15 protein-coding genes are annotated in these 13,846 nt (G+C 43.1%); 11 read left to right on the top strand and 4 right to left on the bottom strand.

The window, feature by feature from the left end; genetic code table 11:
• Positions 1-451, bottom strand: a 451-nt coding sequence (locus WG8_RS29220; RefSeq protein WP_007433056.1) for an SgrR family transcriptional regulator, incomplete at its 3' end; no start/stop codon positions are given.
• Between the two features lie 146 nt (positions 452-597).
• Here WG8_RS29220 and WG8_RS24855 point away from each other — a divergent pair.
• The 7 genes from WG8_RS24855 to WG8_RS29380 all read left to right on the top strand — a co-directional run bounded on the left by WG8_RS24855 (position 598) and on the right by WG8_RS29380 (position 7,659).
• Positions 598-2,184 (top strand): DUF4153 domain-containing protein, encoded by a 1,587-nt coding sequence (locus tag WG8_RS24855; RefSeq protein WP_007433055.1) that lies wholly within the window; start codon positions 598-600, stop codon positions 2,182-2,184.
• A gap of 13 nt (positions 2,185-2,197) precedes the next feature.
• Complete coding sequence (locus WG8_RS24850) at positions 2,198-2,764, top strand: hypothetical protein (RefSeq protein ID WP_007433054.1); 567 nt, start codon at positions 2,198-2,200, stop codon at positions 2,762-2,764.
• A 495-nt stretch (positions 2,765-3,259) separates the two neighbouring features.
• Complete coding sequence (locus tag WG8_RS24845) at positions 3,260-3,934, top strand: helix-turn-helix transcriptional regulator (protein ID WP_007433053.1); 675 nt, start codon at positions 3,260-3,262, stop codon at positions 3,932-3,934.
• Positions 3,935-4,227: 293 nt separating this feature from the next.
• The gene (locus WG8_RS24840) at positions 4,228-4,926 is read left to right on the top strand and encodes a serine dehydratase beta chain (protein ID WP_043891400.1); all 699 of its coding nucleotides are present in this window, start codon (positions 4,228-4,230) and stop codon (positions 4,924-4,926) included.
• Between the two features lie 22 nt (positions 4,927-4,948).
• Entirely contained in the window at positions 4,949-5,839 is an 891-nt protein-coding gene (gene sdaAA / locus WG8_RS24835; protein ID WP_007433050.1) for an L-serine ammonia-lyase, iron-sulfur-dependent, subunit alpha, read from the top strand.
• 172 nt (positions 5,840-6,011) lie between these two features.
• Positions 6,012-7,331, top strand: coding sequence for an aromatic amino acid transport family protein (locus WG8_RS24830; RefSeq protein WP_043891399.1), 1,320 nt, complete (start codon positions 6,012-6,014; stop codon positions 7,329-7,331).
• Positions 7,332-7,536: 205 nt separating this feature from the next.
• Complete coding sequence (locus WG8_RS29380) at positions 7,537-7,659, top strand: hypothetical protein (protein WP_007433049.1); 123 nt, start codon at positions 7,537-7,539, stop codon at positions 7,657-7,659.
• Between the two features lie 43 nt (positions 7,660-7,702).
• Here the strand turns inward: WG8_RS29380 and WG8_RS24825 are convergent, their stop codons facing one another.
• The gene (locus WG8_RS24825; RefSeq protein ID WP_007433048.1) at positions 7,703-8,653 is read right to left on the bottom strand and encodes a helix-turn-helix transcriptional regulator; all 951 of its coding nucleotides are present in this window, start codon (positions 8,651-8,653) and stop codon (positions 7,703-7,705) included.
• A gap of 100 nt (positions 8,654-8,753) precedes the next feature.
• On the opposite strand from WG8_RS24825, the gene WG8_RS24820 reads away from it, so the two are divergent.
• Both WG8_RS24820 and WG8_RS24815 read left to right on the top strand, forming a co-directional pair.
• Positions 8,754-9,182, top strand: coding sequence for a pyridoxamine 5'-phosphate oxidase family protein (locus WG8_RS24820; RefSeq protein WP_007433047.1), 429 nt, complete (start codon positions 8,754-8,756; stop codon positions 9,180-9,182).
• Between the two features lie 165 nt (positions 9,183-9,347).
• Positions 9,348-9,785 carry a hypothetical protein gene (locus WG8_RS24815; protein WP_007433046.1) on the top strand — a complete coding sequence of 146 codons (438 nt, stop codon included), beginning with the start codon at positions 9,348-9,350 and terminating at the stop codon, positions 9,783-9,785.
• A gap of 70 nt (positions 9,786-9,855) precedes the next feature.
• Here the strand turns inward: WG8_RS24815 and WG8_RS24810 are convergent, their stop codons facing one another.
• Both WG8_RS24810 and WG8_RS24805 read right to left on the bottom strand, forming a co-directional pair.
• Positions 9,856-10,974: a WG repeat-containing protein gene (locus WG8_RS24810; RefSeq protein WP_007433045.1), complete on the bottom strand. Its 1,119-nt coding sequence runs from the start codon at positions 10,972-10,974 to the stop codon at positions 9,856-9,858.
• A 436-nt stretch (positions 10,975-11,410) separates the two neighbouring features.
• Positions 11,411-12,373: a tyrosine-type recombinase/integrase gene (locus tag WG8_RS24805; protein WP_007433044.1), complete on the bottom strand. Its 963-nt coding sequence runs from the start codon at positions 12,371-12,373 to the stop codon at positions 11,411-11,413.
• A 99-nt stretch (positions 12,374-12,472) separates the two neighbouring features.
• Between WG8_RS24805 and WG8_RS24800 the strand changes: the two genes are divergently transcribed.
• A complete protein-coding gene (locus tag WG8_RS24800) occupies positions 12,473-13,045 on the top strand; it encodes an HD-GYP domain-containing protein (RefSeq protein ID WP_007433043.1) in 573 nt (190 codons plus the stop codon).
• A 20-nt stretch (positions 13,046-13,065) separates the two neighbouring features.
• On the top strand, positions 13,066-13,608 hold the full coding sequence (locus tag WG8_RS24795) for a PilZ domain-containing protein (protein WP_007433042.1): 543 nt from the start codon (positions 13,066-13,068) through the stop codon (positions 13,606-13,608).
• The last annotated feature ends 238 nt before the right edge of the window (positions 13,609-13,846 follow it).

The following is a 13,846-nucleotide window of genomic DNA, read 5'->3' as shown; positions in this document are numbered from 1 at the left end:
AGAGCGGGTCCAGCGTATAGAGTTGCTGGCGAATAGGCAGACGCAGCGTGTCGATCTGCTGCTGATCGCTGCGGACCTCTGCGTGATGGCCGAAGTAATTCAGCAGCCAGCCCTGCAAATGCTCCTGCATCGTGGAGGAGCGCGAATGAGCCCGGATTTCATCCAGCGCACGCTTGATGTCATGGCGGTCAATGGCCTGCATCATGGACTGTACAGCAATGTCTTCCGGCTGAATCAGAAAGCGCAGGCTGGAGCGACGGCCCCGGCCGCGGCGGGGAGTCCATTGAATCCAGTCATGCTGCTCCATTTTCTGAACGATCATCAAGGCATTGCGGTGGGTGCAGTCAAAAATAGCCGCCAGCTCATCCAGCGTAGTCTCTACGGTATGATCCTCGTCTTTGTCGTCAGCGGTGTGGGAGTGAAGCTGCAAAAATTGGGCATGAAGTTTCATTCATAGTCGCTCCGTTTCTTCTATACATGATTAAAGCGCAGCCGCTTATATAAAATAGGAAATTTTGTTTCAATTATTTTCTCTTTATCTTCTTATTTTATCATCTACAATAAGGGTTATAAAGCATATTTGTGGAGGTATTTACCATGGATGACAAGATGAGTGGAACAGCTCTGCCGGAAGCGTCGTTTTTGTCCGCCTTTGCTGGCGCGATTGTGCTCGCGCTGGTTCATCAATATCTGTTTTACGGACATGGGCTGGGCGTGTCTATGCCTGTTTTTGTCATTGTGTTTTACGCCTATATGTATGTCTTCAATCGAGATCGCATCCAGCCCGGTTCATGGATAGGGCGTCTGCTGTCTGTCATCATTATCATGCTGGCATTGACGTATGCACTGTTCAATAACCCGGTTCTATATGTGTTGAATGCGCTGGCTATACCCGCTCTGATTAGCGTACATATGGTGCTGCTGTTCGGAGAGAAGAGACATGACTGGTCGGAGCCCGGCATGATCGGTCAGGCGTTAAGCCATTGGTTTTATCAAAATATGCGCCATATCGCGACTCCATTTCGGATGTTCAAGAGGGCAGCCTTTCGCAATGTGAAGGATGAGCGTAAGCGTGTACTGGGCAAAGTGATGATTGGTTTGCTCATCGCCTTGCCGTTACTGTTCATCATTGTATCCTTGCTGGCTTCGGCAGACGGGATGTTTGAGGAGCTGTTATCCGGCATACCTGCATGGATTGGCACGTGGTCCTTTGGGAGCGGGATGCTGCGGCTGATCTGGACCTGCTTTTTTACCTTCTGTTTTTTCTGTTATTTGTGGGGGTTCGTGCACCCTGCCCCGCGTGATACAGTGAGAGAAGTTCAATCGTGGCACGGCCTGAACGAGGGTGCGAATGGTCAAACCAGCGAGTACGATGGTCATTGTTCAGTGGTTATTGACAGACCAAGAATCCCTGACTACGAGCCGGTAGCAATTAAGTTTGATCCGGTGATCACGGCTACCGTGCTGATCGTCATGAATCTGGTGTATGTAGTGTTTGTAGTGCTGCAGTTTGGGTATTTGTTTGGTGCATGGGAAGGCGCTTTACCCGCAGGAACCTCGTATGCAGAATATGCAAGAAGGGGATTCGGGGAGCTGGTCATGGTAACAGGTATCAATTTTGTGTTGATGATCAGTGTGTTGAAGTGGACTGAATTCAGCTCAAGCATATTGCAAAAAATCAACAGTGGTCTGCTCTATATACTCGTTGGCTGCTCGGGTGTGATGCTCTATTCGGGATATACCCGGCTGGTCATGTATGAAGAGGCATACGGCTATACGTACACCCGCTATCTGGTACACGCGTTTATGATTTTTCTGGGCTTGCTGTTGCTCATTGCAGCCGTGCGTATTCATATCCGCCAGTTGCCGCTAGCCAAATATTATATTGTACTCGCGCTGGTGGCTTATGTCGTCGTGAATTATGTGGGGATTGATGTACGTATTGCCGAAAATAATCTTGAGCGGTATCGCACGACATCAGTGATAGATAAGGAATATTTGAGTGGATTATCGGCGGATGCCATTCCGTTACTGATTGAATTTAGCCGCAAGGAACACGGTACGATGGATGAGTACCTGCAAGGGCGTCTGATGAGCATGGCAAGGGAAGAAACGGCGTGGCCTGCGTTCAATTGGGCTAAGTATCGAGCGCAGCAGGAGCTGCAAGACTATATTTTGGAATGAGAGGTGCTTGAGAATGATCGGAACAGATGCATTACAAGGGATGGTATTGGAGTTGCAGGATGAAATGTCACAGTATCGGCATCAGTTTGGTACACGACGGAACGAATTTATCACGGAGGCTATGTCCTGTGGAATGAGTGAGGTGGATGCCCGCTCCTATGCAATCCAGAGCATCGGTCCGGTCGTTCCCGTCGAGTGCATGCCTACGTTAGCCCCCGGTAAAACCCGGCCACTCAGTCCACTGCTGGCAGCGCGGTACCGATATGCGGGGGATTGGAAGGACATCGACGAGCATCTGCTCCTGCCTGATGAAGTTCTGCGGATCGCACGTACAGAGCAATTCCGCGGCTGGATCAGCGATATGCGGAATTACTGGGTAGAATCGGCTCCCTACCGATTCGGGGATGACCGTCTTTCGCTGCTGTCGGTTGCCAATGAGGAGGAAGGTCACTTTTCCATGCTCGTCTGGAAGGAGCCCGGTGAGGAGCCGGAGGTATGGACGTATGCTTCCCAGCATGAGTACCGGTTCAGTCATTTGCTCCATTGGTTCAAGTGGCTGAACGGGCGGAGTGAAGAATGAACAGGCATCCACTATAGCGAGGAAGCAAAAGAATTTCCTATTAGGTTATTTCATCCTTCTGATCCTTGGTTGCTAAAATGTTTGAAGGCTGATGCAAGCGTGATCAAAAGTCCGCCAACATATTTCCCGTAACACATCTTTCTACTACGCTATGCTAATTGATGAGAATAGAATTTATCCGTACAGAGAGAATGGAGGATATCATAAGAGATACGCGGTAAACCCACAAAGATCCATGTAACAGCAGCCGCATCAAGTGGCTGAGAACAGGGCATACAGCATGAGCTGTATGTCTTGTTTTTTTTACATTAAAGGATTTATAAGCTTAGGGGTTCCCAAGGCTTTTTGCAGGACAAAAAGATATTGACAGTGTTGTGAAGCCTCTTGCAGGAATCAACTTTTTTGTATACAATTACGACGAGTTGATTGAATTAAATAAATTTGATTAACTCAACTTTCAGGTTATTATCCAAGGAGGGAGGTAATCCTTATACGATGTCATACTTATCTTTTACAGACGAGGATCACCTGATTATAAAGTCTTATGAAGCTCTGGTTTATGGCATTGCGGACTACTTAGGATCGGAATGCGAAGTCGTTCTACATAGCTTGCACGATTATAATCAGTCCGCAGTCGTAATCGCCAACGGTCACCACTCTGGAAGAAAGGTAGGCGCTCCTATTACCGACTTGGCCTTGCGTATGCTTAAGGAGCTTGAGAATTCAGGCGCTAAACAATCCAAAAGCTACTTCACCCGCGGAAAAAACGGCCAGCTAATGAAGTCCAGCACCATCGCTATTCGGGGTAAGGATAATAAAATTATCGCCTTGTTGTGCATCAACATGAATCTTGACGGTTCCCTATCAAACTTTCTTAACACCTTTTCGCCGAATCAACTCCTATCCCCTGAAAACAATGTGAAAGAGAATTTCGCTAACTCAGTGGAGGATTTGCTGAAGAACACCATAGAAACGACGATTCACGAGGTCGACGCTTCCCAAGAGATCCCGCATCATAATCGGAATAAAGAAATTATCAGGCTGCTCTTAGAACGCGGCGTCTTTCAAATGCGCGATTCCGTGGCTATCGTTTCCAATGCCCTTAAGATCTCAAAGCACACGGTTTACTTGCATTTAAGAAATTATAACAACAATCAAGGGGAAGACTAATTTTCTAATCAACAACAAGAAAACGTATACATGAAGGCTATGGGCGCCCTTGCCGGTGCCGCATGCGCCGGAATGGGCATGCGGCACCGGCAAGGGCGCCAGGTATCTAGTGGCGTTCCTGGTAAAGTATATCGAGAAGAAAATGCCGGCAGGATTCCAGAACCTTCAAGATGGTTACTGGAAAGCTAAACCAACTATCAAATAAAACGTAAGAAGCTTTGACTCTGGTAAGTGATTACAAGGTTTTTTTGGGGTGAGAAAGTTGAGAAATAATAAATTATGGGGGGGCTTATATGAACATGAATGTAATATCTATTGAAGAAAAAAAGGTTGTTAAATACAAAAGTTGTTTTGATGTGATTGGGCCGATAATGATAGGTCCTTCAAGTTCACATACTGCAGGTGCTTTAGCTATTGGAACAGTTGCCAGCAAATTATTTCAGGGTCTTCCAAAAAAAATCGTGGTAAGGTATTATGAGTCATTTGCTGAAACCCATAAAGGACACGGAACTGACTTTGCAATTATTGCTGGGATATTAGGATTTGCTGCCGATGACAGCAAAGTGCCAGATGCTATTAAAATAGCAGAATCTAAAGGAATTGACATTACCTTTATTGAAAAAGCAGGTGATAGTCCTGCTGGTTATCCAAATACGGCAGATATATATTTAGAGAATGAAAGTCGAAGTATTAGAACGATGGGTATTTCGGTCGGCGGCGGATTAATTGAAGTCAAACATGTTGAAATTGACGGATTTAGCTTAGATCTGCAGGGGCCATTGCCAGTTATTATTGCGATTTCCGAAAGAGCTGACTTTGAATTTGTTTTACGCAGGATCTTTAAACAATATGATGTGGAAATTAACAACTATCATATTTTAGAAGAAAACGGAAAATATTTATATGCATTCGCTTTGGATTCGCTATTGCCTGATGATGTTCAGAAGGAATTGGGAAGTTTAAGCAGCATAGCTAATATCATTATTCTTTAGTTACATTAGGGGTTGAGAAAATATGTATATGACCATAAAAGAAATTGTAGATGCAGCTAATAAAAGGCAAAAGCCAATTTATGAATTAGCAATCGAACAGGAAATCGAACAAACTAAAAAATCTTATGAAGAAATTCGGAATAAAATGGAAAAAAATTTAGTGACTATGGAAAATTCCATAAATAAAAGTATTGAGGGTGACGGGGTATTTTCTCCGACCGGTTTAACCGGAGGTGATGCTGTTAAAATAAAAAAATATCGAGAAAATGGAAAAACTCTTTCTGGAGATTTGATGGTGTTAGGGGTTCAAAATGCGATCGGTGTTAATGAAGTAAATGCTTCATTAGGGGTTATTTGTGCAACTCCAACAGCAGGTGCGAGTGGGACGATCCCGGGAGTCCTATTTAGTATTAAAGAAACGTTGCAGTTAAGTCATGAAGATATGGTCCATTTTCTATTCACTTCAGCTTTATTTGGAATGATAGTCGCAAATAAAGCTTGTATTTCCGGAGCGTACGGAGGATGTCAAGCTGAAGTAGGCAGTGCCTCAGCAATGGCGGCTGCAGCAGCGGTAGAAGCTGCCGGAGGAACGCCACAGCAATCTTCTGAAGCTTTCTCAACCGCATTACAAAATTTACTCGGTTTAGTTTGTGATCCGGTCGCTGGTTTGGTAGAAATTCCTTGTGTAAAGAGAAACGCCATTGGAACGGCAAATGCTTTAGTAGCAGCGGACATCGCATTAGCCAGCGTAGACAATATCATCAATGCTGACGAAGCTATTGAAGCGATGTATAGAGTTGGAAGACAGATGCCTCGCGAATTAAGAGAGACAGGTTTAGGCGGAATTGCGGCCACGCCTACAGGGATTACTATTAAAAGTAAAATTTTTGGAGAAATCCAATTAAAACAATAAACAGTTATTGGAAATATTGCAAAATAGTTAACAATTTTATTCTCTATTGTTCTCCTAAGGATGTCTTTATAATGAGAGCCATTAGCACTAAAATATACTACTATACAATTAAAATGTTTTGTAAACGCTAACAAATCCATCAGGTTGATGACTAACAAGGAGGAATTATTATATGAATGGGAATACTGCAAAAAAAATAGAATTTCAAGCTGAAAATACTGCAGTAAAAAATGAGAAATATCCAGAACCTAAAAAGTGGCATAAACAGGATACTACCTGGGCATTGAGCCTTTTTGGAACAGCAATTGGAGCAGGAGTACTCTTTTTACCTATTAATGCAGGTTCAGGTGGTTTATTATCATTACTGTTAATTACCATACTTGCATTTCCTGTTATGTATTTTTCACATAGGGCGCTTGCTAAAATGATAAACGCTTCCAATTCTGCTAATGAGGGGATTACAGGTACAATAAGAGAGTATTTCGGAAATAAGGCAAGTATAATTTTTAACATAGTATATTTCTGCTCAATTTATACTATTGTGCTGATGTATTCGGTTGCACTTACAAATACTGCAAGTAGTTTTATCGTGAATCAATTACACATGAAGGAGCCTTCAAGGGCCATTTTATCGCTTGTATTAGTACTCGGTCTTATAGCTATACTAAATTTTGGTCAAGATATTACTGTAAAGATAATGAGCATGCTAGTATATCCTTTCATAGCTTCTCTACTTTTTATCGCAATATCTTTGATTCCACAGTGGAATATGTCAATGCTTAGTTTTTCAAGTGTTTCTACTGCTCCAACAGGGACAGGATATTTTGGGGTTATATGGATGGTACTGCCAATCATAGTATTCTCGTTTAATCATTCTCCTATTATTTCGTCATTTGTTACGAAACAGAGAGCTACATATGGAATATTAGCTACTGATGCCAAATGTGCTCAAATACAAAAAGTTTGTTATATCATGACATTCGCTGTTGTTATGTTCTTTGTTTGGAGCAGTGCCTTGAGTTTGACTCCAAATGATCTTATAATGGCGAAAGAACAAAACTTGTCAATTCTATCATATCTTGCTAATGAGCTTAATTCTCCTCTAATCACTATTGTAGCTCCTATCATTGCTTTTATGGCTATAACAAAGTCCTTCCTTGGCCATTATATAGGAGCATATGAGGTAATGCGTGACATGATTATCAAGTTCAGTAAAACCCGCGGAAAAGATATAGAAGAAAAAACAGTTAAGACAATGATCCTTGCTTTTGTCGTATTAACATGCTGGTATGTTGCTTATGCAAATCCAAGTATTCTTGGAATCATTGATGCCCTTAGCGGTCCGTTAGTTGCTGCTATCTTATGTCTATTACCAATGTATGCGATCCGTAAAGTACCAGTACTAGCTAAATACAGAGGGAAAAAGAGCAATCTATTTATCATTGTTATAGGTGTACTTACTGTCCTAGCAAGTATTATGTCATTATTCTAATTCACTATTGTTGGTTCTAGTGCAAAAATAGCGGGATATGAAAAAAGAACGAAAGATTCCTAGTGGAATTGAATTTTATGTTGTTAAACCAAAGAAATCATCGTATGAAGCCAATTGAGATGATCGGGATTTTCTTTGACGCTGAACTTAAGTGGCTGCTGATCGTATTAGGATGGTTGCCAATGAGGAGGCAGGTCACTTTTCCATGCTCGTCTGGAAGGAGCCCGGTGAAGAGCCGGAGGTATGGACGTATGCTTCCCAGCATGAATACCGGTTCAGTCATTTGCTCCACTGGTTCAAGTGGCTGAACGGGCGGAGTGAAGAATGAGAGATACAGCTGATGAAAAGGAATCGTAATTGGATCATGCTATTTATCGGGATTGCTCTTGCCTCCGCTCATATCGTTGGGACATTCTTTCAATTCTACGGATCATTTCTTCCCTTACGTCCGGCGGCTCCAGGCATTCACATTGGTCACCGAAACTGAGTAGAAGATTGTAGCCGAAATCATCAGCGATAAATGGAAAATGAACCATGAAGTGATTATCTCCATGGGGCGTGATATGTTCGCTGCTGCAATAATCCAGCATCCGATCTCTAAGGGATTCGTGAATCAGCAACTGGATGGGTCTCTGCTTTTGAGACATGATACTGGTAAATTCGGAGATCGACTCAGGTAATTCCCTACGTGTAAAGGTCTCATCCAGAACTTCCAGCTGGGATATGCGGGATAATTTGAATAAACGAAAGTCCTGCTTGTGAAGGCAAAAACCTTGAACATACCAATGATTTTCCTTTAAAGCGAGCTTGTATGGTTCAATCCTGCGGGTACTCATTTGGCCTTTGCGGTCGGAATACTGGAAGGATAGAAGAGAGTGTTTTTGAAGAGCAGTTTTAATCATTTCTAAAAACACCTGCAAATTTACATTGCCCATCCAAGGCTTGAGGTCGATCATGATTTGACTTGATTTCAGTTCTATTTCGTGAGCCTGCTCTGTTGGCATGAGGCTTTTGACTTTGGCAAGTGTGCCTAACATCTGTTCGCGGGTCAGCATGGGTGAAATGCTTCCAAGCCCCATCAGGAGTGTTGTAATATCGGCTGGTGTGAACACTTTTTTATCCACTTTATATTCGTCCATGATACGGAATCCGCCGTTCACGCCAGGAGCCGATACGATAGGTATACCCGCCATGTTGATGGTCTCAATATCTCTATAGATGGTTCGAAGTGAAACCTCAAACATGTCAGATAGAGACTTTGCGCTTATTCTTTTACGTTCAAGTAGAACCATAATAATAGAAACCAGTCGGTCAATTTTCATGTAGCATCAACCTTTTTATTTTCATTCTGAATTGTTGCCATATAGCTGTCAATGGTCGGTGATAGAATCATGTCGTAAAGCAATTGAGGAGGCTGATCATATGAGCAACATGCAAGGGTATTACGAGATTTTAGAAGAGACGAACAGGATCGCTTTGGCAACATCGGTCGACAACATTCCCAGTGTCAGAAATGTCAATTTTGCTTATGACACCAACAGGCCGGGAATTATTTATTTCACGTCAGATCGGAGAAATCAGAAGGTTGTCGAGTTTGGAAAAAATAATAAAGTAGCCTTTACAACGATCCCGACAGAAGGCATTCCTCATGTTCGTTCCCACCATGCTATGGTTGAGAAGAGTAAGTATTCCATAGACGAGGTGAAGGAGCTATTTTTGGCCAAGGTTCCGGGGTATGATGAAATTCTCTCGGGTCTCCGTGAGACATTGGAGGTTTTTGAAATTCAAATAAAGGAAGCCACGATCATTTTGGGATACGATCAACAGCCGAGTCAGATCAGGTTCGAGTAATTCATGCGCTTTGTCGGGGAACTTCTTTCCCGGCAAGGCGTTTTGTATTTACCAGTTCTTCGCGTATTACGTTGTTAAAGAAAGCTGGAATTCACCTAAAATGTTGAGAGGGAATTGAGGCCAACATCATTTCCTCCACAACTTATATTCAGGGGGAAATTCAAAATGGCTAGAAGTGCAAGCACCTACGAGTCTGTAATTGACGATTTTAAGGTAGAAACGAACAGAAAGTATTCATCGGTAGGAGGAACCAAGTGTAACATTTTTGCGCAGGATGTGATGTCCGCTATGTCGGCTGACCTACCAAGTGGCTTAGCCAATCAAATGGCGGATGCTTTATTGGGTAACAAGACGCCAGGGTGGTACTCCGTAACCTTTCAGGATGCTCAAAAAAGGGCAAATCTCGGATATCCTACCGTCGGGATCAGAAAAGCGGAAGGGCATGGTCATGTCGTCGTTGTCAGACCGAAGGGTTCGTCGATCACGATTTTAAAAGAGGTACAAATTGCTCAGGCGGGGACTAAAAATTATAACAGTAATACTATTAACTATTCGTGGGTGGCAGCAGATTTGCCTGGAGTAAAATTTTACACGCATGACTGATGACTCCAAGGCAATAACGTATCGGCCCCCCGGAAGCAGATCCATTCAATCTGCCTCCGGGGTCGTTTTTTTATTTTGAAACGGAATGTTTGGATATAATGAACGCTTTACCCGGCTTGATAAAGGCAACAGCATAGCCGTTGGAGAAGGAGGAGGATTCCACCCTATACTCAAGCTTGGTCAGCAATTGGCCTTGACGATTGATGTAACCGAATTTTCCGTCTGAGACGGATGAATGTGCTTGTTTGCCTACTAAAGCCAAGCCTTCCTTGAATGGGAATGTGACATCATATTTTTGTTGATATTTAATGACCAAGGCTCCGTTTTTATCAATAAATCCGACCTCGTTTTTCGCATTTTTTACACTCGCCAAGCCTTCACTGAAATCCTGGGCATCGGTAAATGTAAAGGGAATAACGACTTTTCCCTGTTTATTGATGAAGCCCCATTTTCCTTTGGCATTTTGTACTGGGGCCAGCCCCTCCGAAAAGTCTCCTCCAGATTTATATTGAAGAGGAATAACTTCCTTTCCTGTGGTGTTTATATATCCGTACAGTCCTTTGCTATTCTGAACAATAGCCAAGCCATCGGAGAAGCTTCGACTATATTTGTATTTATAGGGGATCGCTAATTGACCGGAAGCATTAACGAAGCCGATCTTACCTGTGTTGGGGGCGTAGGCTAGCGCTAGACCGTCTGTTAACAGATATTCCGAATCAACGTTTTCTTTAAAATGAGTAAGGACCTTTCCTGTACGATCAATAAAGGCATTTTCTTTGGTGGAGGCTAGGGTGATCTTGGCCTTTCCTTCGCTAAACCAATGAGCTTCGGTATATTGGCAAGGAATGACCAGTGTTCCTTTGGTGTTAATGTACCCATAGAGATTGGTTTTTGTGTTTTTCACAACGGCCCGTTGCTCATGAAAATCACCAACAGGCTCAAACTCGGAGGGTAGGGAGAACGCTTTTTCCCCTTTGGTATTATAAAACACAAGATTCCCAGCAGATGTTTCAGCGGCTAATAGACCATCATGAAAAGCACCGTCGCTTAGGGGCCGAGCAAGGTTGTAATCCAGCGGTGTTTTGGAAACCTCAATAGCTGTTGCACTGCTGGAAGCAGCCGAACCCATCCCGGAAACGGCAACGCTGGTACATAGAATCAATATAGCTAATCCGAACTTTTTTAACATGCATAGGCTCCTTTGCAAGTTGATTTACCATAATATAGACGGAAAAAATGTAGGAATGTTTCTTGTAATTCAAAATTTTTCTAATTTTCGGCACGAAGATAGGGGAGGTGTATTATCATCGGTGTATAGATCAAATGGAAGAGGGAAGCTGCTATTCACAGCTTCCCTCTTGTGGATTATTGTTATCACGGATATATAAGTGACAGTTCAGTATGATTATGTTATCGACTAATGTTCTGCTCAAAGGGCATAATTATAAAGAGAAATTTTATATCTCAAGAACTATCTGGACACTCTTTAAATTGTAAAATGTTAGGAATGAATAGCGTACAATATTCATTGTGCGATATGTAAAATGAGCTAAAAAAAGGACCTCTTGCATTTTATTTTAGTCATTTAAGACTATTTTTTCAACTCCTTTTTTATAACTATATACCTATAGTATATCCTTTAAGCAGTCTTCCACGTAGTCGGGAGCTGCTTTTTGCATTTGGCTAACCGTATGAAGGTAGCGCTGCGTCGTATTGATGTGGGAGTGGCCCAGATTTTCCTGCACCTGCTGTAACGATGCCCCCTGAATCAGGGCCAATGTAGCGTTTGTGTGGCGAAACCAGTGGGGTGTTATTTTTTTCGTGATACCGACTTCTTCCCTGGCCCGCTTAATGATCGTTTCTACTTGTCTTACAGACAATGGGAACAGTCTTTCAGGCATATCTAATGGCTCATCCAGCGGAAGGATACCCTTGAACTGCTTGTACATATTCCAAAGCCTTGGCGGCACTTTCACCTCCCGCTGTTTGCCTCCTTTTCCGTTAAAGACGGTCAGCCAAATGAATGTCTCTGTCGGATCGTAATGGAAATGATCCCACTGTATAGCTACCATCTCAGACACCCGAAGTCCCAATAATACCAGCGTGAGAGCGATAAGATAATTTCGTTCCCCCTGCGTTTTTAAATAGGTTAAAAGCTGACGCAGCTCATTTTTGGTCAAAAAATGGTTTTTACTGTTCACCGGGATTTTGGGAGTCCGTACACTTGTCGTGGGATTGTGCTGGAAAATATGAATGCTCGGATCGCTCCCCCACTTGTACAGTGATCTTAATGGCGCCAAAAGGCTGGCAATGGTTGCTGGTGCGGGTGTTTGCTTGGTAGAACTGCAAAACCCTTCTAATAAGCCGATTTTATAGACCTCAATATCCTGCCATGTCACTGTCCGCAATGGTTTGCCTGATGTAAAATTTCGGAACTGCTGAATGGCTCTCTTGTAGTTTCGCAGGGTATAGGGTGAGCTACCGCAAGTACTTAAGAATAACCCAATGATTTGGTCATCCGTGTACGTCTCAGGGTTGTGTATGGAATGGGCATGTAGCTGAGAAGATATCATTTTGGACGTATACATAGAAATTCCTCCTGTTCGTTCGCACAATGAATATTGTGCGATATTCATTCTCAATATTAAGGCAAACTACTGACCGCGCGCCAAACAGGAGGAATATTAGTGGAAGAAATTTTAGTGAACTGTCTGACTCGCCTTTTATCCAAAAATAAACAAGTGTATGAACACTCCCTGAGGGTTGGAAATATGGCTAAACGGATGGCTTCTTACCTGAATTTCGATGAGCAGCAGACACGGAAATTCGTCATAGGCTGTTGTATTCACGATGTTGGGAAAATACTGCTGCCGGATAGCATTTTGGACAAGTCAGCCCCCTTGAATAAGGAGGAGTGGAAAATGATGAAGATCCATCCTCTCTTGGGTGCCAAGCTTATTTTGAGAGAGGGGATACTGGATCAGGATGTTGTGGACATCGTCCGATTTCACCATGAACGCTGGGATGGACAGGGTTATCCGTTTGGCATAAGTGGCGACAAAATCCCGTTCATGGCCCGGTTGTGTTCCATTATTGATGCTTTTGACAGTATGATTTCGGATCGGCCGTATCGTCGGGGCATGTCCATGCAGGAGGCCAAGGAGGAACTTTGGCGCCACATTGGAAAACAATTTGATTTGCTATATGTAGAACGGTTTTTGCATCTGCTTGAGGATCTGTCGAGTGCCCTTGAACAATAACTCAGAGGGAGGCATGTTCCATGACATCCATTATCGTAGGATTTATCATTTTAATTATCGTTGTGTGTCTGGTCAATGGAATTGTTCATTTTATGGATCTAAAAAAACAATTAGGCATGAAAGAGCTGGAAAAAAAGGAGCTAAAGAAGTCACTGGAGGAAGCCAACAGCAAGTTGAATCGGCGGGAAGCCTTTCGTTTGGGTGTTCCGGACGAGGGTTGTGCGTTTGAGTTTTTACATTTTGGCGACGAGGCTCTGGCAGGGCTTACTCATAGAAAAGGGATCGGTAAAATACAAGACATTAGTGTAAAGGGGCTAAAGCTGATTTGCGATTATGATCTACCTTTAAAAAAAACGGTCCTCATCCAGATTGAATTCGAGCTAAACAAAGAGCCTTTTGTCTTGCAGGCACACTTAATCCGAAAAGAGGCGCATATTAGCCAGCCTTTTATTACATACGGGCTTATATTTGTTGAAATGATTCCTACGGACCAGGAGAGGCTGGTGTACTGTATCAATCAGCGTGTTTTAAAACAAGCAAACCCTACAACATCTGTGGTATAAAAAAAGCCGCGATCGCTTTTGTCTAACCCATCCCCGCATTGAATGGCCTGAGCCGCTGGGATTGGAAGACAAAGACGATCGTGGCTATTTATTGCGCGCATCAAACATCAGGTAAGGCGCATATCGCATCCATAAATCAGTGTTATTGTCATCATCGAGCATACTCATGGCGAAACCTCCGTATCGTGTAATGTAGCTAAGCGGTATGCCTCGTCTATATGACACGCGGTGTGCACTT

The sequence above is a fragment of the Paenibacillus sp. Aloe-11 genome, from assembly GCF_000245715.1.
Taxonomy (GTDB): Bacteria; Bacillota; Bacilli; order Paenibacillales; family Paenibacillaceae; genus Paenibacillus; species Paenibacillus kribbensis.
The sequence above is the reverse complement of the archived record's forward strand: the minus strand, read 5'-3'. Positions and strand labels throughout refer to the sequence as shown.

Coding starts and splice junctions, on each gene's coding strand:
- WG8_RS24855 (WP_007433055.1), top strand. CDS start 598: ATGGATGACAAGATGAGTGGAACAGCTCTGCCGGAAGCGTCGTTTTTG.
- WG8_RS24850 (WP_007433054.1), top strand. CDS start 2,198: ATGATCGGAACAGATGCATTACAAGGGATGGTATTGGAGTTGCAGGAT.
- WG8_RS24845 (WP_007433053.1), top strand. CDS start 3,260: ATGTCATACTTATCTTTTACAGACGAGGATCACCTGATTATAAAGTCT.
- WG8_RS24840 (WP_043891400.1), top strand. CDS start 4,228: ATGAACATGAATGTAATATCTATTGAAGAAAAAAAGGTTGTTAAATAC.
- sdaAA (WP_007433050.1), top strand. CDS start 4,949: ATGTATATGACCATAAAAGAAATTGTAGATGCAGCTAATAAAAGGCAA.
- WG8_RS24830 (WP_043891399.1), top strand. CDS start 6,012: ATGAATGGGAATACTGCAAAAAAAATAGAATTTCAAGCTGAAAATACT.
- WG8_RS29380 (WP_007433049.1), top strand. CDS start 7,537: ATGCTCGTCTGGAAGGAGCCCGGTGAAGAGCCGGAGGTATGGACGTAT.
- WG8_RS24825 (WP_007433048.1), bottom strand. CDS start 8,653: ATGAAAATTGACCGACTGGTTTCTATTATTATGGTTCTACTTGAACGT.
- WG8_RS24820 (WP_007433047.1), top strand. CDS start 8,754: ATGAGCAACATGCAAGGGTATTACGAGATTTTAGAAGAGACGAACAGG.
- WG8_RS24815 (WP_007433046.1), top strand. CDS start 9,348: ATGGCTAGAAGTGCAAGCACCTACGAGTCTGTAATTGACGATTTTAAG.
- WG8_RS24810 (WP_007433045.1), bottom strand. CDS start 10,974: ATGTTAAAAAAGTTCGGATTAGCTATATTGATTCTATGTACCAGCGTT.
- WG8_RS24805 (WP_007433044.1), bottom strand. CDS start 12,373: ATGTATACGTCCAAAATGATATCTTCTCAGCTACATGCCCATTCCATA.
- WG8_RS24795 (WP_007433042.1), top strand. CDS start 13,066: ATGACATCCATTATCGTAGGATTTATCATTTTAATTATCGTTGTGTGT.